Origin of the sequence: Sphingobacterium sp. JUb56, assembly GCF_014191365.1 — a bacterium.
GTDB lineage: Bacteria > Bacteroidota > Bacteroidia > Sphingobacteriales > Sphingobacteriaceae > Sphingobacterium > Sphingobacterium anhuiense.
The window spans coordinates 563,643-586,496 of the sequence record NZ_JACHWL010000002.1 but is presented as its reverse complement, the minus strand read 5'-3'; the positions used below and the strand labels follow the sequence as shown (position 1 = coordinate 586,496).

Sequence of the window (22,854 nt, the reverse complement as noted above, 5' to 3'; positions counted from 1 at the left end):
TTTTAGTTATACTGTTGAATAAAGGAAACCAAATTGATGACAGAAGCATTCATTTGGTCGAATATAATAAAAGGACATATTCCTAAAAGTAAAGCAAGTGCTAAAGTGGGGAACAAGATTAGCTGTTCCCTAACGGAAAGATCGACTAGGGCCTGTTGCCAAGAATCTCCACCTTTTAATCTTGTTTCTCCAAAAAACATTCTTTGTAATGTCCATAATAGATAGGCCGCACTCATTAGAATTCCAACAGATCCAGCTATAGCCATCCATCTTGGGAGACCAGTACCTAAACTTGCCGAATTAAATGTTCCGATAATCACAAATGCCTCTGCAATAAATGCAGAGAAACCAGGTAAACCTAAAGAAGCAAAAAATGCAATAGCTATATATGCCGTATATTTAGGCATAATACTGGCCAATCCTCTAAAATGTGGAATATAACGGTCATGTACACGGTCGTAGATAACACCGACCAAGAAAAATAAAGCTGCAGATAGAAAACCATGACTAATCATCTGAAACATTGCTCCAGAAATACCCTCTGCAGTAAAAGAAGCTAAGCCCAAAAGCACAAATCCCATATGGGATACAGAAGAATAAGCAATCATTCGTTTCAAATCTTTTTGTGCTAATGCATTAAAGGCACCATATAAGATCGAAATCACCCCGATAAGACCCAGCCACCAGTTACTAGTGGCTGCAGCATCAGGGAAGATGCTGAAACAAACGCGGATGATACCGTATCCCCCAATCTTTAATAAGATACCCGCTAGGATAATAGAAACTGGTGTCGGAGCTTCTACGTGCGCATCAGGCAGCCAGGTATGTAGCGGGACAATAGGAACTTTAATAGCAAAAGCAAAGAAAAGTACAATAAATCCAATCAGACGTGCTGATATACCAAAAATCTCCTGATAACCATCCAGTGCAAAAATAGAACCTTGTACATAATTGTCCGGATTCATCATATGGATCATGCTAAAGGTATGAGCACCTGTAACAGGATTGATCACCGAGAAGTAAAGACCTACTATGACCAAGAGCATGAAAACAGAACCGAATAATGTATAAATGAAAAACTTCATGGCAGCATATTCTCTTCGCTCGCCACCCCAGATTCCGATGAGGAAGTACAAAGGGAGTAACATCACCTCATAAAATAAATAGAATAAGAAGAAGTCTAAAGCACAGAATATGCCAATGACTGCCATATTCAGAAGCATAAGTAAGGCAAAATAACCTTTCATACTTTTCTGGATATTCCAGGAAGCACCAATTGCCATCAACATCACAAATGCGCTTAAAACCAATAAAGGCATAGAAATCCCGTCTACCCCGAGCAGATAGTCAATCTCCAGTTTGCCAATAGTTCCAAGATCTAGGCGGATCCACGGCAGTTGCTCTACCAATTGATATCCTTCAAGTGTATTGATACCTGTTGCGGTTGGATTAAACGAGAAGTAGGCCATTCCTGCCAGTAGAAACTGAATAGCAGTTATAGCAAGGGCAATATATTTATAAGCATCCTTGAATCGACTAGGAAGTGCTAATATAATCGCTGTCGCTAGTAGAGGTAAAAAGATTAATAAGGATAGTGTAGGCATTTTCTAACGTAATAAAAGATAAATTAAACCAACTATAACAAGTAAGAATACAGAATATAAATAAGTCTGTAGTCTCCCATTTTGGGGTGAACGCACAAAAGTTCCTAACAGAAGAGCGAATTTTCCAATAGCATTAACTATACCGTCAACAATATGTTTGTCAAGCCAATGACTCAAATGCGCGAGCTGCTGGATCAATTTTGTTAAGCTGTGTATAAAACCATCAACAATATTTCGATCTAACCAATAGGAAAGAGCACTTAATTTCAAAATACTGTTGACAATAATTGTTTCATTAAATGAATTCATATATCCCTGATGCAAGGATAACCGGTTTGCAAGACTATTTTCATTTAGTGGATATTGACCTTTTGCATACCATTTCCATCCTAATATCCACACTGATAATGCACCGACTGTTAGTAATACAGGAATAACAAGATGGGCAAGATGATTTGCTTCGTAAGGGTAATCAACCAGTAATCCATCCATTATCCACGAGTCATGATAGGAAATTGGATTGATCGAAAATAGAGGAAAGAAACAGCATATGCCCAGGAAATACATTGGCCAAAGCATAAGCTTAGGCGATTCACTCAAATGTATAGATGATCCCAATAGATTTTTGATACGCAGTTCCGAAAAGAAGGCCTTAAAAATTAGACGTCCAATATAAAATGAAGTCATAATACTGACGATAATCAATGTCACTGGCACGATCTGAAACAAAGCTCCTTTTGTTGATGCCCATTCGAATGCAGAAATAATGATACTATCTTTTGATAAATAGCCCGAAGTCAACGGAAAACCCGCAAGTGCCAAGGAAGCTACTGTCATCAGTACAAATGTTTGTGGCATATAGTGACGAAGTCCACCCATATTGCGCAGATCCTGTGGGTCGAAATCATGCTTGCTATGCGCTTTCAGATGTGCCATCTCATGGATAACAGCCCCAGCACATAAGAATAATAAACACTTGAAAAAAGCATGTGTCAATAGATGAAACATGGCCGCATCCCAGGTGCCTATACCTATTCCCACCATCATATAACCCAATTGGGAAATTGTCGAAAAAGCAAGTATTTTTTTGATGTCATATTGTCCCAAAGCAAAATATGCAGCAGTAGTAGCAGTGATGGTACCGATGATAGCAATAGTCAAAAGGACTGTTTCGTTAAATAAAGGAAATAAAGTACTCATTAAAAATACACCGGCAGCCACCATGGTCGCAGCATGTATTAGAGATGAAACAGATGTAGGTCCCTCCATAGCATCAGGCAACCAGACATGTAATGGAAATTGGGCTGATTTTGCCATAGCCCCTAAGAAAAATGCAAGGCCAGTAATCGTCAACCAGATCGCATCCATACTATTGTGTGGAGATATCCATAGGCCGTTTTCAATACTAGTATTAGCGATAAGTCCATCATTTCCAAATAGATTGACAAGATTGAGGGATCCAAATTGAGCGTAGACAATCGCTATGCCGATCAAGAAGCCCAGATCACCGATTCGGTTGACTAAAAAAGCCTTCTTATTTGCTTGCACGGCAGCATCCTTCGTATACCAGAATCCAATTAATAGATAAGATGCAAACCCGACAAGTTCCCAGAACACATACATAAGCAGTAAATTGTTCATGATGACAAGCCCGAGCATTGCGAAGCAAAATAGACTGAGATACATCCAATAACGATGTATGCCGGTATCATCGTGCATATATGATTTAGAATAAATATGCACCGGAACCGCTATTGTCGAAACTAACAGTAGCATCAAAGAGCTGAGGTTATTCAGCAATAGACCAACTGTAAAAGTGGTATTTCCTATTGTAAACCATCTGATCTCAGATGATAAAGGCATCGCGTTCCAGACATCCAGAAAGGTAATTAAACTAAAGATGAAGCTTAAAATAATCGCCGCTGTACCAACAAGGCCAGATTGATCTTTTTTACCAACAACAGCCTGATATAGAAAAGCCAGCAAAGGCATTGCCAAAGCAAACAATGCTGTATTAATGGGTGATATGTCAAATAAATAGTTCAATGCTAGTCTTTTAATTCACGAATTTGATCCGGATTAATGCTTCTGTATTGTCGGTATACATTTAAAATGATGGCCAATCCAACTGCAACTGCAGCCGCAGCAAGTACGATTGCAAACAGTGCAAATATTTGACCCCCATAATTAATTTTATCATACTTTCCGAAAGCTACAAAATTGAGAATAGCCGCATTGATCATCAATTCAATGCCAACTAAAATCATAATGGCGTTCTTCTTTGCGAGAACGGCATATAGACCAATACAAAAAATACAGGCCGAGACAACTAGAAAGTGTGTTAAGGTGATCATTTTTGTAAATCCTTTCGTGAAAGATGTGATGCTCCGATCAAAGCCATCATCAAAAAGATGGAAATAACTTCAAATGGAAGCACATACTGAGTCATAAACTTAATACCTAATTGATGAATATTATTGTCTGTACTTTTGATAACCGTATTATTTTGGATAGCTGTTGCCATCCAAGCTGGGAAAGATTTTTGCCATTCCAGAATGCCAAAAATCATGACTCCAAAAAAGGCGAGAGCAACAGGTAGCACCTTCCATGTCGGTAGGGAGAATAAAGAACCTGTTGTTTGCTGTAAATCTTGCAACAGCTCTTTGTTAGAAAGCATAAATGCAAAAAGCAATAAGATTAATACACCGCCGACATATACCATGATTTGCGTAATAGCAACAAAGTCTGCTAAAGCAAATAAGTAAAGCCCGGCCATAGCAAATAAAACAACAAAAAATAAAAATAGCGCGCGTGCTATATTTTTTAAGCTTACTACTAATAGGGCAGAACCTATAGCTAAAAGTGCAAAAGCATAAAATAAAAAAAGCTCTAAAGTCATTATTTTGATTTTGCTGCCTCCTTTTCAGCTTGAAATTTGGTCCATTCAGATTTTCTTTGCGCAACTTGATCGTCGGTCATATCCGAAAATCCATAAATCAGATCCGTTAATTTCGTTGAACTGCGGTCATATTGATTTGTCATAGTGATACATTCTGTTGGACATACAACCGTACATAATCCACAGTACATACACTTTGCCATGTCAATATCAAACTGAGCTGGGTAAAGACGTTTGACACTACCATCTGAAGTTTTTCCGATTGCTTCCGGAGATTTGATCGCTTCAATTGCGATACAATCGACAGGACAAGCCTTAGCACATAGATCACAGACAATGCAGTCGTCGATCTCAACTTCAAGCTGATATCGCGCTACCTCAGGAATAGGCATTTTGACTTTCGGATACTGCACTGTTGCAATACCATCCTGTTTATCAAAATAATTATCTTTTGTAATATCCAGTTCTTGGCGTGCCTTTCGAGCACCAAACAGATGCTTTACTGTCAAAGATAGTCCCTTGAAAGCAGTTGTTAATGCATGAAAAGCCGTTTTGAATATCATATCGAATTAACCAAATTAAACAATTACTAAAATTCTCCAGATCGCTGATATAGCCATACATAAAAACGCGAGAGGTGTTAAAACCTTCCAGCATAAATTCATCAGTTGATCTGCACGTAAACGCGGTAAAGTCCATCTGATCCACATCTGAACCCCAACTAAAAAGAGGGATTTGGAAAAAGTCCAAAATATTCCCCAGCCAAAGCCTGTTGTCCAGTCAGCCAGTTTTAATGGGCCAATATTCGGAAGAGGTGTATTCCAAGCGCCTAAGAATAAAACTACACCCAACATGGATACCAGAAACATCATAGCATATTCAGCTAGAAATAAAAATGCAAACTGTATCCCTCCATATTCGGTATGAAAGCCTCCAACAAGTTCTGATTCTGCTTCCGGAATATCAAAAGGAGCACGGTTACACTCTGCTAAAGTCGCTATAAAAAATATAATATAGGTGACGATCATATGGGGTGCTTGAAAAATATTCCAGGCAAATATACCACCGACATTTTTAACAGACCAAATACCTAAAAACTTAATTTCTTCTGTTGATAATACACCTTGATTCGTCGCAATATCATTCAGATTTAGCGTCTGCGTAAGCATCACGGCTGCGATTAAGGATAATCCTACAGGAATTTCATAAGAAACCATTTGTGCAATTGCACGCATAGAACCAAGCAATGAAAATTTATTGTTAGAACCCCAACCGGCCATTAAGATACCAATAGCATCTATGGAGACTATAGCCATAATCAGGAATAAGCCAGTGTGTGTATTAACTGGAATAAAATCCTTAGACCAAGGCATAACAGAAAAACCCGTGAAAACAGCTACGAAAATAACAATAGGAGCCAGGCGGAATAAAATTTTATCCGCTAGTAGCGGAGTAATCAATTCCTTTTGCAGGAGCTTTAAAATATCTGCGATGGTCTGGAGAGATCCATATTTTCCCGTTTCCATAGGACCAAGTCTATCTTGAACAAAGCCAGCAATTTTACGTTCCGCATATACCGCAAACAACGTAAAAATTGCTATAAACATGAATATAGCAACAGGAACAAGGATATGGATGAATAAATCTAACAATTCTTATTTGTAATGATTATTAATAAGTGAAATTCTAGTAGGCAAATTTAATGAAAAGGTATGAATTAAGAGAAGGAAAAACAAATTATATACTGGTTTAATAGACATTTGTTTATGGAAATAAAAAAAGCATCTCGAAAGATGCTTTTTTATTAAAATATTTTAAGAATTAACGTTGTGTTATTTCAACATAATCACGTTCCGTCGGACCAGTATATACTTGTCTTGGACGACCGATAGGTTCTTTGTTTTCACGCATTTCTTTCCATTGTGCAATCCATCCCGGAAGACGACCTAAAGCAAATAATACGGTAAACATTTCCGAGTTAAATCCTAATGCACGGTAAATAATACCTGAGTAGAAATCAACATTTGGATATAATTTTCTATCGATGAAGTATTGATCATTTAATGCCGCTTCTTCTAATTTTTTAGCGATATCTAAAACAGGATCATTAACACCTAATTTTTCTAAGATATCATCACATGCTTTTTTAATGATTTTAGCACGAGGATCGAAGTTTTTATAGACACGGTGACCGAATCCCATCAAACGGAAAGGATCATTTTTATCTTTTGCTTTCGCTAAATATTTTTCAGCATCTCCGCCATCATTTTTGATCGCTTCAAGCATTTCAATTACAGCTTGGTTTGCTCCACCATGTAACGGTCCCCAAAGGGCATTGATACCAGCAGAAATAGAAGCATATAAATTTGCGTTTGATGAACCTACAATACGTACTGTAGAAGTCGAACAGTTCTGTTCGTGGTCAGCATGCAAAATCAATAATTTATGCATGGCATCAATCACAACTGGATCAAAAGTTTTATCCTGATTGACTTCACCAAAGATCATATTTAAGAAGTTGTCGATATAACCTAAATTAGTTTTAGGATATACAACAGGATGACCTAAAGATTTCTTTTGAATCCAAGAAACAATCGTAGGCATTTTAGCCAATAAATTGATAATCGTTTTGTCTTCTTCTTCAGGTGTTGGATTTGGATCTAAAGATTCAGGGTAAAATGCTGATAAAGCTCCAACTAGACACGATAATTGTCCCATTGGATGGGATTTTGAAGGAAAACCCGCAAAGAAGTTTTTCATGTCTTCATGAATCATCATCTGTGATTTGATGTCCGTTCTGAATTGTTCTAAAACTGCTTTTGTTGGAAGGTCTCCGTATATCAATAAATAAGCAACTTCCAAGAAAGTTGATTTTTCAGCTAATTGTTCGATAGGGTAGCCACGGTATCTTAAAATACCTGTCTCACCATCAAGGAAAGTGACAGCACTTTTTGCTGCACCAGTGTTTTTAAAACCTGGATCTAATGTAATATATCCAGATTGATCTCTCAATTTAGAGATGTCAACTGCTTTTTCGTTTTCTGTACCAGTAATAACTGGAAATTCGTATGACGAACCATTTAAAATAATAGATGCTGTTTCAGACATAAGCTTCTTATGTTATCATGTGTTTATGCAAATGTAATAAAATTGAGGGCTAATATACTAGGTTTTCGTAATAATAATGCCATAATCTAAGCATTTTTGACATTATTTTTAATTAAAAATCTGAGTTATTACTGATACGCGCCATTTGTTTATCCAAAAGTTTTCAATTGGCTGATAAGGTAAAAATCTAATTTTTTAAGCATAATGTTGCTTATGCACATAATACAAAAAAAGCCCTTCCAATTTGACTCTTCCATGAGTATAAAAGGAAAGACTTTTTTGATTTTTCCACGCAGAAACCTGAAACAAAATTTAGGCAATGCTAAAGCTTAATCTACCTGAAAACCATATTTTTTATAAATATTTTTTGCAGAATCTGATTGGAGGTAAGCCATAAAATCACTAGCAGCTTGTTTATTTTTAGATTTTTTCAATTTACCAGCCATATATTTCGCCGTAATGTTTTCATTATCCGGAATGGTAATACTTTCTACCGGATGATTGATCATTTTTTGAAAAAATGCCTCTGAGTACCATACTGGAGCAACATCGGCTTGACCTTCTAATATTCGAAGTGGACTCTCTCGATGATGTATTTTAGTGAGATAAGTAGATTTATCAGCAACCTTGTCTTCCATAATGGTATGTACGAGTTCTTCTCCGCCAACTTTGCGATAAGCGGTTTTTATCTGCTCGCCAACACCTTCCCAAGCTGGATTAGGCATGCTGACACGAACATCCTTACGTTTTAAATCCTTCAATGATTTGATGTTTTTCGGATTACCCTTTGGAACCATTAAGGTAAGTTTGTTGGTTGCATAAGCAATAGTCTGATCAAAATAGTCAGCCATCTCTGTGATCCGTCTTTGACCCGCAGTGTAAATATCTGGCGTGTGCGTAATCTTCAAATTGCCGATTGTTAATGATCCGCCTTGAATTTGCTTTGCCAGTATTCCCGGAGGTAATGTTTCGACAAATATACGCTCGTATTGCGGATGTTCTTTTTTGAAAGTTTTGATAAGATCATCGATAACCATAAACTGGTTTCCGGCAAAGAAAATAACCAATTGTGGATTTTCAATTTCACCATAAAGATCAGGGATGTTGTCAATCCCAGGGATCGTAAAATTAACAGCAGATTCAGGAGGGGTATTCCAAGGAGGATGAAATTGATGATCTTGTGCATAAGAACATGAGGTTCCAAGTAACAGAGCAAGTATAGTTTTAGCGAGTTTTTGCATGTTTTGTTTTCAAATTATGGTTTAACAATTGTCCAGCCTTGATGAGCTCTGATCACCAATTCACCATTACCGCTGGGAACATAACCGATGAAATCAAACAGTTGTTCCTTTGTCAGATTGCGTTCTTTTAACGAGTTGGTACATTGTGCTACTTGGACTCCTCTTGCGATTAGTTTTTTGAACTGTTCTTCATATTTAGAAGTACTTTTTAAAAATGCCTCAGTACCACCAGAAAAAGCAATCAGTTCAAGCGTTAATTTTCCTTTTAATCGTGGATCGTCCAACACATTGTTGATGTTGCGAATTGCTTTCTCAATTGTTTTTGGATCATTGCTATCCAATTGGTAGATCGCATGATACGATTTTTTTTCAGCAACAGCTCCTTGAAATGATGCATTTTTTACCAATGCTTCCTCTTGCGTTTGTGCAGCTAATTTACCCATGCTACAGATAGCAAGGATCATGATCATAATTGTTTTATTCATTTTTTAAAAATTAAAAGGACCGAATTTATGTTGTATTGCACTTATCTCGTCGTTATAAGGTGGATAAGGTGAGTCTTTTGGTTTCTTTGCTAAGTTAGGATAGTCATTTTCCTTATTTGCTTTGATTGGTCTAGAAAAAGAGTTGATATAAGCAGCCACATCAAATGCCTGTTCATCAGTTAAAATCGGACTGTCGTGAGTAGCACCTAAAGGCATATTTGCTTTGATAAATTTCATTGCTGTTAACATACGTGCCATTCCTGCACCATCATTGTAGGAATCATTTCCCCATAGAGGTGGATATTGATATCCTTTAGTACCAGCAAGTTTTTGGCCTTCTCCATTTGTACCATGGCAACTTTGGCAATGCTGTTGAAAGACAGTAGCTCCATTCTTTTGATCGGCAGCTCTTTCTGGAATAGTCACTTTGACAAATCCCTGGCCAGTAATTCGCTTTCCAATTGGCGTATCTTTACTGATATGTTTAATATAGGTAACAATTGCCCTCATTTCGGTACTGTTCACATCAATAGCTTTTCCGTTCATGCTACGTTCAAAACAACCGTTGATACGCTCTTCTAGTGATTCCACTTTATCTTCTCTGCCAATGTAAATCGGGAAAACACCTGTAAGCCCAACATAGGGAGCCGCAAATGATTTTGTTCCGCCATTGAGGTGGCAATTGGTGCAGGCCAGATGATTACCAATTTTACTTCCATCTTTTTCATAAAAATAGTTGTAAGTCTCCCTTATCAGTGTTTCACCATAGCTTGCCATTTTATCTTCGGCATTGTCAGCATAAGGTGTCAGTTTTAATTGATCAACATGGTTAATTATTTCGCTCTGTTCAGACTCTTTATCAGGAGATTTATGCGCTAAAGCATTTGTCATATAAGCAGATAAAACAATGAAGCATAATAATATGCTCGTCACGATAATAATGGTATTGCTGCTCCTCCTAATTTTTTTAATATCCTCTTCCATTCATACTAGGTTTTAAACAAATGTACCCTATTACAGAATGCTGTTATAATTCATAATTATTATCTGTTATAACGAAATGTTATGAGTAGATTTTACCCTTATGCTGTTGAATAAAGTTCATGAATTTTAGTGGAAGGCCAGCAAGTCCTCCAACCAAATGGGTGATGTAGAAATAACGCTCTATGCTAAAATCTTCTAACTCAATAATTTTTAAATCACCGTTTTTAAGCTCTTCTTGTATCGCATGGATCGAAAGAAATGCTGCGGTATTACTGTATTTAAGATACCTTTTAATACTTTCGGAGGATGATAAAATAATTTCTGTATGGAGATGCTGTAACGAAATTCCAGCTTCTTTCAATTTGCAATCGATGATATCACGAGTTCCAGATCCAGGTTCCCGGAATACGAGTGCTAATTTATAGATGTCATTTAAGACAAATCTCTCTTCTTTACATAAAGGATTAGTATTGCGGGTGACCAAAACAATTTCATCTTTGATATAGGGTGTGAATTTTAATGATCTATTATCTGGCAATCCCTCTGTAATCCCCAGATGAATTTCGTTCTTGATGAGAAGTTGCTCAACCCGTTTTGAATTAGCCTGCGTGACTTTTATTTCATTTTGTGGAAAATGGAGGTTAAACTCCACTAACATTTTAGGAATTACATATTGAGAAATCGTTGTGCTGATTCCCAGGAAGAGATTTCCATTTTGCTTTCCTGTTATTTCGTTGATTTCATAAGTCGCCTGATTGTATTGTTCCAAAATGACCTGCGCATGTTTATAAAGAATCTTTCCAGCAGGAGTAAGGGCAAGCCGGTTGCCTAATCGTTCAAATAACGGTGTACCAATGGAGTTTTCAATCTCCTGTATATTTTTACTTACAGCTGGCTGTGAGATAAAAAGCTCTGATGCCGCTTTTGTGAAGTTGAGCGTATTGGCCGCAACGTAAAAAACTTTTAACCTAAAATCGAAATCCATAAATGAAATACCCTTATCGTAATGAAATGTATAGAACCAAATCTAAAAAAAATTGAATGCGTTTTTAGCTATTAACAAAATTGTCACAATTATAAATGTAAGTTGTTTTCAAATTTATTGAAGATTTGAATAGCATGATAGAATATGGTTTGGATTTAGAATATTAATTCAGGCCCAGTCAAAGCATGTTTATCAGCCATAGATCTATTGACAGTTTACTTTTATCGGGAATTACTAGACAAGGTGGATATCTTGAACTTGATCACAATATTGAATTCTGATAATAATGCTCTTGAACTATAAGCAAGGACAGCTTTGGCATTTCGTGTTTCATTTTTTTCAATGGAGAAATAGTATTTGAAAATCCAGAGAATAAAAAAAAAGAATTATTAATTTGAATTATTACGATTATTTCGTAGACTTGTGTATAATTAGTAGTTTAATAATCAGGTATGGAAAAGTTAACAGCACAAGAAGAACAGGCGATGCAGGCCATTTGGAATCTTAAGGCATGTTTTGTGAAAGAGATTTTGGACAATATCAAAGGCGAGAAGATGCCCTATACGACATTGGCCTCTACAGTTAAAAATCTAGAAAAAAAGGGATTCGTAAAGTCCGTTAAGTATGCAAATGCAAATCGATACGAACCGTTGATTTCTGAAGAAGATTATAAAGAGACATTTATGCACTCTTTCGTAGGAGACTATTTTAAGAATTCATATAAGGAGATGGTTACATTTTTTGTGAAAGAAGAAAAGCTGTCTGCATCTGAATTGGAAGAAATCATGCAAATGATCAAGGAAAATAAAAGCAAGTAACCATGGAAAATATCCTAAATTATGCGATCCAGATTAATGTATTACTAAGTGTTGTATACTTAGGATATGTATTGTTATTAAAGAACCTGACATTTTACCTGCTTAACCGCATGTATTTTATTACAGGTATTTTATTTTCATTTACCTATCCGTTCTTAGATATTCAATCTTGGTTTAGAAAACCAATTCCATCCGTAGGGGAGATCGCGATGGATTGGTCAATGGATCTAGGACAAGAGGTGGACAAATCGGTTTTTACCTTAAATAATATATTGATTGTTCTACTCATTATAGGTGTAACGATATTATCAATTCGATTTTTAATTCAGATGATCAGCCTATTGCGGATTCATATTTATTCTGAACCTGCACAGTGGCAATCTTATATTTTTAGAAATGTTTTTATCCCTATTGTACCATTTTCGTTTTTAAATAAAATATACGTTAATCGAGATCATCATCCAGAACCGGAGCTCTTGGATATTTTTAAACATGAAGATATTCATGTGAAGGGTTTGCATTCTATTGATATCCTGATCAGTGAGTTTACTTTAATCAGCAGCTGGTTCAATCCTTTTGTATGGCTCATGCGAAAGGCAATCCGTGAAAATTTGGAATTTCTAACAGATCAGCAGGTACTCAACAACGGCGTAGATAGACAGACCTACCAGTATAGCTTGCTCCGTGTCAATGCTAGTGGCGGGTCGGCGACATTAGGAAATCAGTTTAGTTTTAAGACATTAAAGCGAAGGATAATGATGATGAATAAAAAAAGATCCGCAAAAATACAGCTCGGAAAGTACGCATTTATGTTGCCTATTTTTGTATTGACAGCTGGAGCTTTTACGTTAAATAAAGCAGAGGCTAAGATCACGCAAGCGACAGATGCCGCGAAAGAGATTGATCTAGAGCCTGCAGTATCTGTTTTTCAGCCAAATGTTTCACCTATTCAAATAGAGCAAGATACAATTGAAAAAACAACTGCTTCTTTACAGGATTCATTAAAGGGAAAGTCTTTTGGTGTAAGGATAACAGGTGTAAAGGATAGTATATCTAGTAGCAATGGGAAAGGTGCGGTGAGTATAAGAAATCTAATTTTACCTAAAGATGTAATGTGTTTTGTGGACGGAGTTGAAATCTCTGCAAATGATCTTGCTAATTTAGATCAATATGATATTGCATCAATGACGGTATTTAAGGATGCGGCTTTAATCAATAAATATGGGGAGACAGGTAAGACTGCCGCTATTGAAATAATAACTATATCAGGAGAAAAAAAATCTTTAGATAAAGTGTCTGTAGGAAGTATGGTGATTGCTAAGGATGATGATGATAAATCCAATAAAATTGAATTAACATATGCCCCAGACAAATCCGATAAGGTGACTTTAGGGAAGCTAAATCCTGATCAACCTCAACCATTATTTGTAGTTGATGGTAAAATATCGGAAAATATAAATAAGATTGACCCCAATTCTATAGAGTCCATGGAAATATTAAAAAGTCCTTATGCCCAAACGCTCTATGGTAATAAAGGTAAAGATGGTGTTATTTTAATTAAGACAAAATCATTTGCAGAGAAAAATCCAGATGCCTTAAAAGACAACGTTAAAAAAACAATTAATCGTGAAATTTCCAAGGAAAGAACCCGTCAGGATTCTGTTAAAACGCTAAAGGGTGGTCAAGTTAATCAAATAAAGGTTACGGGATACAAAAAGTCAGCGGATGATTTTTATGCGACAACTTTGCAACAGGAAAAACTAAAAAAGTTTTTAAAAGATAACAAAGAAAATATCAATCCAAAAGACGGTTATGTTTTAGTAATAAATGGAAAAGTTGCCCGAGAATCAGATCTTAAGGAAGTGGATGCCAAATCAGTTACGAAAGTAATGGCTACAGATTTAACAGCAAAAAATAGTGAGTTGTCGAAAAATATAATAGGACTATTGGCATTAGAATCATCCACTAATAAAAAAGCAGTTCGGGGTGCAAGTGCCTCTGTAATTAAGAATGGTAAGGAAATTAAGTTGCTGGTAAGTGAAGGTGATCAAAATCCGCGTATTGTGATCAAATGACCCTGATACTCTAGATTTCACAAAAAAGCCTCAAAATCCTTAAATTTTGAGGCTTTTTTGTGAAAGAACTTTTATCTCGGTTCCGCTACCGTGAAGGGTTGATAAGGACTTAGGTTAAAAGTAAAGTTTCCATTAGAATCTGTACCACCAACACTTCTTACTTTAGCTCTGACGGTGTATTTCGCTTTGGGATTGTACTGTTTCACTTCAAAATTGAAGAAGAATGGTTTGATCTTATTTGTCCCTCTAAATTTATCTGCTAATGCGTGATGTTTGTCTGCACTGATCACCTGACCATTTTCCAAAAGTTCGACACCATCTATTTCCAAAAAGTTTTTACCTGCTGTAAAGAGGAAGCCCGCCTGCACACGACCTGTAGTATACACCTTTTTAGTCACGTCAATTGTCATTTCTTTAAACTCTTCAGTAACTGTTGCAGGACTCCATTTAGCTACCGTAAAACCGCCCTTTTTATAGTAGTCGACTTTCAGTTCATCCAATCGATCATAATGTTTTTCCAATCGGGCTGTAAAATCTGCAAAATCTTTTTTATTCTTCACTGTCCATCCCGTCTCAGCTAGTGCCAGTACGCGCGGGAAGTTATGGATATTCATATCCTTTAGTTCTTGTGTTAATGCAGTCCATTGATTAGCCTGTACACCTAACACCAGTTTTTCCTCATCTTTAGTTAATCCTTTACTCGGATCATACTCGTATACTTTTTCAAGCGTATTGATATTACCGTAGGCTAGATCACTCATAGTACCGTCATTTCGATCTGCCTGTGTAATATCAAAATACAAAGGATCAGTTGGCGTTGCTACACTTTCAAATCCATTTTCTACAGCCTTTTTGATCGCATCAGCTCCGAGCCAGCTCATAATAGCTGTTTCTTTAGGTAGATTTTTAACATCTGTCAAGATATCATTCCATCCCAATGGTTTTCTCCCTTTACTCGTGATAATTTTAGAAACGCGGGTCACAAAGTAACTCTGTAATTCCGTAACCGTTTTAATATTATTCTTTTTCATGAAGTCGATCACGTGTTGTTCTTTTTCCCATAGGTCGTGTCGTACCTCATCACCACCGAAATGTATGTATTGGCCTGGAAATAATGCGGTAACTTCAGTAAATACATCATCAAGAAATTGATAAACAGCTTCTTTTGTTGGGTCTAAAGTATTCGGTGTAAATTGATTTCCCCAGTATCCCCAAGAAGAGACAAAAGGAAATACATGATTGGGGTAGCTATTATTATTAACGCCGAGTTCCGGATATACCAAAATCGTTGGCCAGGAGTGTCCCGGAACATCAATCTCAGGAACAATCGTGATATGTCTTGCTTTGGCATAAGCCACAACATCCTTAATTTGCTCCTGCGTGTAGAAACCACTCCTTTCAGCAGGTTGGTGAGTTGTATGGTGGAAAATTGTTGCTTTTTCAGATGTTAGTTTAGGATATTTTTTGATCTCTATGCGCCAACCCTGATCGTCAGTTAGATGCCAGTGAAAAGTATTCAGTTTATAGAGTGCCATTACATCCAGATATTTTTTGATCACATCCACGCTATAAAATGTCCGGCTTACATCTTGCATATAGCCGCGCCAGTTGTACCTCGGAATATCACTTATTGACACGTTGGGAATAGTCCACTGACCATTACTAACTACCGATTGGCTTTCAATCGTACTTGGTAACAGCTGTCTGAGTGTTTGAGACGCATAATACAAACCCGTAGCAGTTTTTGCTTTCACAATGATATTATCCGATTTAATATCCAAGGTATATCCTTCTGCCGAGCTGTTTTTTAAGCGCTTGTCCAAAACAAAGTGTATCCCTTTTTTACCGGTATTTTCCGGTTCTATTTTAAGATCAAAACCCGTAGCAATTTTTATTAAACCTGCCAGTTCCTGTATTTCAGATCGATTTTCCTTATTGATGAATATCTTGGTATTGGAGGTTAAAGAAAACGCTCCATTTTGAGCAGTTAGCTCACTTGGTTTCGGTATAATAGAATAACGCGAATCCTGGGCCTCTACCTGATGAGAAAGCAATAAAATGGCTAATACAGTAAGACATTTCTGCTTTGTTTTTTGGAAATAAAACATGCTTTAGTCGGTTTTATATTGATTTAAGTCTGCTTAAAGGTAGAAAATCATTTTAAATTAAAACCAGGCATTCGAATATCAAACGTTTGCGCTTTTTTGAGCATCGCTTTATAAAAGAAACAAAGCCGTTAACAGGTTAACGGCTTTGTTTTATTTTGTATTCAGATTGGTCATGGTCAGTTCAATACCGATATTGACAAAGCTATTGATCATCTTTACAGCATGATCGATAAGCTGTGGCAGTTCTTTTTGCTCTTCAGGATCAAATGGCCCAAGCACATAATCCACCTGTCTGCCTTTGGGATAATTATCACCAATTCCAAAACGCAGACGCGGGTATGCCTGCCCGCCACATAGTGCTTCAATAGACTTTAAACCATTATGTCCTGCCGCAGAGCCCTTAGGCTTGATACGTAAGGATCCAAAAGGAATAGCTAGATCATCCACAATAACCAGCGTATTTTCAATAGGAACTTTCAGCAGTTGCATGTAATAATTCATTGCCTTACCGCTTAAGTTCATATAAGTAGTCGGTTTGATTACATATACATTATGGCCCCGTTGCTTATACTCCGCATATGCCGCAAGTTTTAACGTTGAAAAAGAAGCATTAGCTTCCTTAACAAGTTGATCTGCGACCATAAAACCGATATTATGACGTGTGTCGGCATATTCCCTTCCGATATTGCCCAATCCTACGATAAGATAATTCATTGTTTAATACTTAGCCTGCAAAAGTAAGGAAACCTTTTCATATACAATAGTTCTTCCATGCTTTAACAAACAAAATAGCACACTCAGTTCTTATCCAAAGTGTCCGCTAATATAGTTTTTCGTAATTTCATGTTGCGGATTGTTAAAGATATCATAAGTAGCACCCTCTTCCTTCACTTCACCCAGATACATGAAGATCGTTTTATCAGCCACACGTTGTGCCTGTTGCATATTATGTGTCACAATAACAATCGTATACTGTTCTTTTAACTGATGGATCAGTTCCTCTATTTTCAAGGTACTCACCGGATCCAAAGCCGAACAAGGTTCGTCCATTAAAATAACATCAGGACGAAGTGCAACTGCACGGGCAATACATAGGCGTTGTTGCTGTCCACCAGATAAACGGGTTGCCGGTTTTTTAAGATCATCTTTCACCTCATCCCACAGATACACCTCTTCAAGAGCTTTTTGAATAACAGCAGGACTTGCATCTAGATTGTTCAGCTTCAGGCCGTAAGCGATATTTTCTTGGATACTTTTTGGAAATGGGTTCGCTTTTTGGAAAACCATGCCTATTCTCTTGCGTATATCCGTAACCGAGATACCTTTTTCATAAATATTTTGACCGTCGATACTGACTGTTCCTTCAATTCTAGCATCAGGAACTAGGTCATGCATGCGGTTAAAGGAGCGAAGTAAAGTACTTTTGCCACATCCGGAAGGACCGATCAATGCCGTTACTTTTTTCTCAGGAAACTCAATATCAATTCCCTTTAAAACATGTTTAGAACCAAACCAGATATTCAGATCTTTGGTATATAAATTATTGGTCATTTTTTCTGTATTTATAACGAATGTAAAATGCGGTTAAATTCATTAAGAAAACCACGATAATAAGTACGAGTGCAGTTCCATAAGCCAATGGACGCACTTCTTCTATAGATTGATGCTGTGTCGACAGCATGTAAAGGTGATAAGGCAAAGCCATAAATTCCTGACTAGTGTTAACAGACACATCTGTAATGTAGAATGCAACACCGGTAAACAAAATTGGCGCTGTTTCACCTGCCGCTCGCGATAATGTCAAAACAACACCCGTGAGGATACCGGGCAATGAAGCTGGAAGCACAACATCTTTAATCGATTCAAATTTTGTAGCCCCAACAGCAAGTGCCGCTTCACGCATACTCGCAGGAATACGTAGTAACGCCTCTTCCGTTGTCGTTATGATATAGGGCAAGGATAAAAGCCCCAATGTCAAACCAGCAGATAAAAGTGAAGTTCCAAAATGTAGGCCCTGCACAAATAATGCTAATCCGAATAAACCATAGATGATCGATGGTACACCTGATAAGTTACGTATAGAAGCTCTGATGGTACGTGTTAGCCATGTGTTTTTGGCATATTCATTTAAGTAGATCGCACAGCAGACACCAAAAGGAATTGCAAATAGCGCCGTTATCAATGTCAAGATAACTGTTCCGATTATTGGCGAAAGCACGCCACCTTTAGTCATACCATCGGTTGGTAATTCAGTGATGAAAGACCACGAGATCGCAGACCAGCCTTTTGAAAAAATTTCGTAAAGGATGACAATAATGAAAAAACAGACTAATCCAGTAGAAAGTAATAATGAACCCCATTCAATAATGGGAGTTATTTTTTTAAAATTAAGCCGCATGATATTTTCTAAAACGATTAATAAAATATTCACCAACCAGATTGGCTATTAAAGTCATGAAGAACAATACAATTGCGATGGCAAATAAAGCAAAGTAATGTGTTGTCTGAAAAGGCACTTCGCCCATTTCTATAGCAATTGTTGCTGTAATGGTTTTGACCGAGTCAAAGAAATCCTTAGGAAAAAGTGCAGCATTCCCAGTCGCCATTAATACCGTCATAGTTTCACCGATGGCTCTTCCAAGTCCGAGCATAACGGCTGCAATGATTCCCGGAGCTGCTGCTGGAATAGTAATTTTGATCAACGTTTGCCATTTACTTGCGCCAAGTGCATAGCTACCTTCACGATAAGTTTTTGGAATAGCATGGATGGCATCTTCAGAAATGGTGATGATGGTCGGTAATGCCATAATAGCAAGTAAAAGAGAACCGTTTAAAGCATTTAGTCCATTTGGAAGATCTGTAAGCGATGCTATTTTGGGTCCTACCAATACAATTCCTAAGAAACCGATGACAACAGAAGGAATAGCGGCAAGCATTTCGATTAAGGGTTTCAATATATTTTTAACTTTAGGACTTGCATATTCCGAAATGTAAGCTGCTGTACCAATACCCAAAGGGATCGCAATTACCATAGCGCCAAATGCAACAATTGTTGTACTCACGATCAATGGTAAAATACCATAGGTAGGAATTGCAGCTGTAGGGTTCCATTCACGTCCTGTTAGGAAATCCAATGGTTTTACTTCTAAAAAGAAAGAAATAGCATTGTAGAGTAACATTCCGAAGATACCACCTAGAAGTGCTAACACAAGATATCCTGTCAATTTGAACGTGTGCTGGGCAACACGATCAATTAAAATTCTATTTTTATACTTCATAACCTTTATTAATGAATAACGTAATACCCCGAAGATTCGATTAAAGCTTTGCCTTTCGTATTTTTTTCAAATGAAATGAACGGTTCTACTTTTTCCCATGATGATTCCGGAATAAATTGGAATAACGGACGCTGGAAGTAGTATCGATTTTGACGGATGGCCTCTTGGTCTAATGGCGATACAGCTGTATTCGTTTTATCAATGATTTTTAAAACTTTGATTCCTTGCTGAACATTGGTGTTTTGAGAGATATAACCTGCGCCAACATACCCTATACCAGATTTATCCAGTTTTACACTTTCTAAAATCTGCGAATTACCAGTCATCTCCTTCGCTGCTTGACTGAATTTGATTTTTAATTTTTTCTTGACAAAAGAATAAGTTCCAGAACTACTCTGTCTACCGTAAATGGTGATCGGTAAATTGCTGTTTGACAATTTAGACCAGGAATCCTGTTTCCCATCTAAAATTTCTGCTAGATCTTTTAGGTTGATGGAGTCAATAGGATTGTCTTTATTCACCACAAATGCCGTAGCATCTTCCGCAAACACAACCGTTCTTAAAGGAATATTTTTTTCTTTGAAGAGATCAATCTCGTCCTCTGTAAGTGGACGTGAAGAATTTGCAATATCAGCCTGTCCATTGAGGAGAGCAGTGATACCTAGACCTGAACCTCCACCGGAGATAGCTATACTAAAATCAGCGTTTTCTTTAGAGAACTCTTCTGCAAGATTTACAGCTAAGTTCACTTCGGTGTCTGAACCTTTCATTTTGATCGCATGATCGGAATCAGCACAACTTTGAATCAAAATAAGGATGGAGAACAGGAATATCTGAGGATATCCAAAAATGTGTTTTTTCATTACTTTTATAAAACAAGTCGAGACCTGAAGATGATCTCAAAAGTAATGATACACTGTTAATTCGTGATAAAGTCAATGTTAAGATGGTGTTAAGAATTAATTCCCTAAACTTTTCTTAACAAAAAAAGGCATCGATAATTCGATGCCTTTTAATAAGCTGTTTAATAAATCCCGAAAGATTATTTTTTACCACCTTTAGTTGCTTTCGCAGCTTCTTGTTCTGCTTGACGTAAAGCACGTGACATGATAACAGATACGATCGTATCGTCAGAGTTGTTTAAAACTTTAGCGTTTTCTAAAACAACTTGAGCTACGCGGAATGATTTACCAACCTCTAAAGATTCCATAGGAACTGCAATTTCTTGAGGCAAGTTTTCAGGTAAAGCTTTAACACGTAATTTACGTAATTTTTGAACTAATTTACCTCCTAATTTAACACCTGGAGATGTTCCAGTTAACTTAACAGGGATATTTAACGTAACTTCTTTCTCATCATTCAACTCTAAAAAGTCAACGTGAGTAACTAAGTCAGTTAATGGGTGGAATTGAGCGTCTTGAACGATAGCCTTTACAGTTTTTCCATCAAGGTTTAATTCAATGAAGATAACCTCTGGAGTGTAAAGAACTTGTTTCAAATCAGCTGCGGATACAGAAAGGTGAGTTTGTGTAGAACCACCATAAAGAACTGCAGGAATATTACCTTCGTAACGCAATTCTTTTGCATCTCTTTTCCCTACGCTCTGTCTTACAGAACCGCTAATAGCAATTGATTTCATCTTTAATTTGATTAAAATTTAAGGTGCAAAGATATGTTTTTTTTGTTATAATGTTACTGTCCTTGCTAATATTATAACAAAAAAAACCTTCCTCCATAAAGAGAAAGGTTTTAATATATTTTGAATTCTAAATATTTAGCTTATTCAACTTCGAATAAATCAGAGATAGAACCGTGTTGGTTAACATTCTTAATTGCTTTTCCAAATAATTCTGCAGTAGATAACACTCTAATTTTAGTAGACTGTTTCATTTTTTCTGGATCCAATTGAATGGTATCGGTAACAATCATTTCAGATAATACAGAGTTTTCAATTGTTTCGTAAGCTTTACCTGATAATACAGCATGTGTACATACTGCTCTCACAGATTTAGCGCCACTTTCCATGATCAAAGCTGCTGCTTTTGATAAAGTACCTGCAGTATCACAGATATCGTCAATCAAAACAACGTCTTGACCAGTAACATCACCAATAATAGACATTGATTCAATTTCGTTGGCACGTTTACGACGTTTGTCACAGATGATTACTTCTGCATTGAAGAATTTTGCAAATGTACGTGCGCGGTAAGAACCACCCATGTCTGGAGATGCAATCGTTAAGTTAGGAAGGTTTAATGATTTGATGTAAGGAACAAAGATAATCGAACCGTCTAAGTGATCAACAGGAATATCGAAGAAACCTTGGATCTGCGCCGCATGTAGATCCATTGTCATGATGCGGTGTGCACCTGCTGCGGTAATTAAATTAGCAATCATTTTAGCACCAATGGCTACGCGTGGTTTGTCTTTACGATCCTGACGTGCAAAACCGAAATAAGGAACTACAGCAGTAATGTAATGGGCTGAAGCACGCTTTGCTGCATCAATCATCAACAATAATTCAAATAAATTGTCTGTTGGTTGATTTGTTGATTGAACAATAAATACATCGCTTCCACGAACTGATTCATTGTAAAAAGGTTGGATTTCTCCATCGCTAAAACGAGATAACGTTTTATCTCCAAGAGGTTTCCCGTAGGAGGTAGCGATTTTTTCTGCTAATTCTGTAGTGCCAGAACCGGCGAATAACTTAACCGTGTTGAATTGCAAAGGCATGGTTTTTTATTTTTGATATAGTGGATTAGAATAGAATTTTCTGTTTGTATGTTGCCAATTACTTTCTAATGACTTAAAAAAAAAGGATTGTTTTTATAACAATCCATTTTTTTCTTTTTAAAGTTGCTCGACCTGGATTCGAACCAAGACAAACAGTACCAAAAACTGTCGTACTACCCTTATACTATCGAGCAATCTATCTTATAGATTCGATTGACATGTCAACCTTTATCCTTTCGATGGTGCAAAGTTAGATAAATGTTTTTAATTTCAAAATTTCAATCGAAAAAAAAATGTAAAAATTTAAATAATGCCTCATTATGAGCAGGAAAAAGTAAAAGTCAAGTAGATTGCATAATTTTGTTATTATAATAGTTCGACTGTTACCCACGATATTTTTAGTGTTAAACAAGTGTAGAATTTCAAAATCCAATCTCAAGGTGTATAATGTATGATAACCTCTTTTGAATAGTATCTACTAACAGGTGTCATATTTACTACTGGTGGAAATATTTATTGAGAACTATCTTTTT

General features: G+C 36.8%; 21 protein-coding genes. 2 read left to right on the top strand and 19 right to left on the bottom strand.

The genetic code is table 11. The annotated features are described in order from the left end of the window. Positions 1-2 precede the first annotated feature (2 nt). The 11 genes from FHR29_RS22065 to FHR29_RS22015 all read right to left on the bottom strand — a co-directional run bounded on the left by FHR29_RS22065 (position 3) and on the right by FHR29_RS22015 (position 11,306). Positions 3-1,604, bottom strand: coding sequence for a NuoM family protein (locus FHR29_RS22065; protein ID WP_132841220.1), 1,602 nt, complete (start codon positions 1,602-1,604; stop codon positions 3-5). Between the two features lie 3 nt (positions 1,605-1,607). After that, positions 1,608-3,650, bottom strand: coding sequence for an NADH-quinone oxidoreductase subunit L (locus FHR29_RS22060; protein WP_132841222.1), 2,043 nt, complete (start codon positions 3,648-3,650; stop codon positions 1,608-1,610). Positions 3,651-3,652: 2 nt separating this feature from the next. Continuing rightward, positions 3,653-3,958: an NADH-quinone oxidoreductase subunit NuoK gene (nuoK, locus tag FHR29_RS22055; protein WP_132769058.1), complete on the bottom strand. Its 306-nt coding sequence runs from the start codon at positions 3,956-3,958 to the stop codon at positions 3,653-3,655. After that, on the bottom strand, positions 3,955-4,503 hold the full coding sequence (locus FHR29_RS22050; protein ID WP_183917249.1) for an NADH-quinone oxidoreductase subunit J: 549 nt from the start codon (positions 4,501-4,503) through the stop codon (positions 3,955-3,957). The genes nuoK and FHR29_RS22050 overlap by 4 nt, the downstream gene beginning before the upstream one ends. Next, positions 4,503-5,066, bottom strand: a complete 564-nt coding sequence (locus FHR29_RS22045; RefSeq protein WP_132769054.1) for a 4Fe-4S binding protein — start codon at positions 5,064-5,066, stop codon at positions 4,503-4,505. Before FHR29_RS22045 ends, FHR29_RS22050 begins: the two co-directional genes overlap by 1 nt. 15 nt (positions 5,067-5,081) lie before the next feature. After that, the gene (locus tag FHR29_RS22040) at positions 5,082-6,155 is read right to left on the bottom strand and encodes a complex I subunit 1 family protein (protein WP_232789404.1); all 1,074 of its coding nucleotides are present in this window, start codon (positions 6,153-6,155) and stop codon (positions 5,082-5,084) included. A gap of 169 nt (positions 6,156-6,324) precedes the next feature. After that, entirely contained in the window at positions 6,325-7,611 is a 1,287-nt protein-coding gene (locus tag FHR29_RS22035) for a citrate synthase (protein ID WP_132769051.1), read from the bottom strand. 329 nt (positions 7,612-7,940) lie between these two features. Continuing rightward, a complete protein-coding gene (locus FHR29_RS22030) occupies positions 7,941-8,852 on the bottom strand; it encodes a substrate-binding domain-containing protein (RefSeq protein ID WP_183917247.1) in 912 nt (303 codons plus the stop codon). A gap of 14 nt (positions 8,853-8,866) precedes the next feature. Then, complete coding sequence (locus tag FHR29_RS22025) at positions 8,867-9,337, bottom strand: DsrE family protein (protein ID WP_021188704.1); 471 nt, start codon at positions 9,335-9,337, stop codon at positions 8,867-8,869. 3 nt (positions 9,338-9,340) lie between these two features. Then, entirely contained in the window at positions 9,341-10,321 is a 981-nt protein-coding gene (locus tag FHR29_RS22020) for a c-type cytochrome (protein WP_183917245.1), read from the bottom strand. Between the two features lie 79 nt (positions 10,322-10,400). Further along, complete coding sequence (locus tag FHR29_RS22015; RefSeq protein ID WP_132769046.1) at positions 10,401-11,306, bottom strand: LysR family transcriptional regulator; 906 nt, start codon at positions 11,304-11,306, stop codon at positions 10,401-10,403. A gap of 452 nt (positions 11,307-11,758) precedes the next feature. On the opposite strand from FHR29_RS22015, the gene FHR29_RS22010 reads away from it, so the two are divergent. Further along, on the top strand, positions 11,759-12,124 hold the full coding sequence (locus tag FHR29_RS22010) for a BlaI/MecI/CopY family transcriptional regulator (RefSeq protein WP_183917243.1): 366 nt from the start codon (positions 11,759-11,761) through the stop codon (positions 12,122-12,124). Positions 12,125-12,126: 2 nt separating this feature from the next. Continuing rightward, positions 12,127-14,199: a M56 family metallopeptidase gene (locus FHR29_RS22005; protein WP_183917241.1), complete on the top strand. Its 2,073-nt coding sequence runs from the start codon at positions 12,127-12,129 to the stop codon at positions 14,197-14,199. Positions 14,200-14,270: 71 nt separating this feature from the next. Here FHR29_RS22005 and FHR29_RS22000 read toward each other — a convergent pair whose 3' ends face one another. The 8 genes from FHR29_RS22000 to FHR29_RS21965 form a co-directional block, all read right to left on the bottom strand. Then, complete coding sequence (locus tag FHR29_RS22000; RefSeq protein WP_183917239.1) at positions 14,271-16,307, bottom strand: beta-N-acetylhexosaminidase; 2,037 nt, start codon at positions 16,305-16,307, stop codon at positions 14,271-14,273. A 150-nt stretch (positions 16,308-16,457) separates the two neighbouring features. Then, positions 16,458-17,021: an aminoacyl-tRNA hydrolase gene (gene pth / locus FHR29_RS21995; protein WP_183917237.1), complete on the bottom strand. Its 564-nt coding sequence runs from the start codon at positions 17,019-17,021 to the stop codon at positions 16,458-16,460. Between the two features lie 90 nt (positions 17,022-17,111). Next, positions 17,112-17,858, bottom strand: coding sequence for a phosphate ABC transporter ATP-binding protein PstB (gene pstB / locus FHR29_RS21990; RefSeq protein ID WP_132769040.1), 747 nt, complete (start codon positions 17,856-17,858; stop codon positions 17,112-17,114). Further along, positions 17,848-18,705 (bottom strand): phosphate ABC transporter permease PstA, encoded by an 858-nt coding sequence (pstA, locus tag FHR29_RS21985; RefSeq protein ID WP_183917235.1) that lies wholly within the window; start codon positions 18,703-18,705, stop codon positions 17,848-17,850. Before pstA ends, pstB begins: the two co-directional genes overlap by 11 nt. Beyond that, on the bottom strand, positions 18,695-19,585 hold the full coding sequence (gene pstC, locus FHR29_RS21980; protein WP_183917233.1) for a phosphate ABC transporter permease subunit PstC: 891 nt from the start codon (positions 19,583-19,585) through the stop codon (positions 18,695-18,697). Before pstC ends, pstA begins: the two co-directional genes overlap by 11 nt. Before the next feature lie 8 nt (positions 19,586-19,593). Further along, on the bottom strand, positions 19,594-20,448 hold the full coding sequence (locus FHR29_RS21975) for a substrate-binding domain-containing protein (protein ID WP_183917231.1): 855 nt from the start codon (positions 20,446-20,448) through the stop codon (positions 19,594-19,596). Positions 20,449-20,627: 179 nt separating this feature from the next. Beyond that, positions 20,628-21,224 carry a 50S ribosomal protein L25/general stress protein Ctc gene (locus FHR29_RS21970; RefSeq protein WP_183917229.1) on the bottom strand — a complete coding sequence of 199 codons (597 nt, stop codon included), beginning with the start codon at positions 21,222-21,224 and terminating at the stop codon, positions 20,628-20,630. Between the two features lie 140 nt (positions 21,225-21,364). Further along, positions 21,365-22,321, bottom strand: coding sequence for a ribose-phosphate pyrophosphokinase (locus FHR29_RS21965; RefSeq protein WP_021188717.1), 957 nt, complete (start codon positions 22,319-22,321; stop codon positions 21,365-21,367). Between the last annotated feature and the right edge of the window lie 533 nt (positions 22,322-22,854).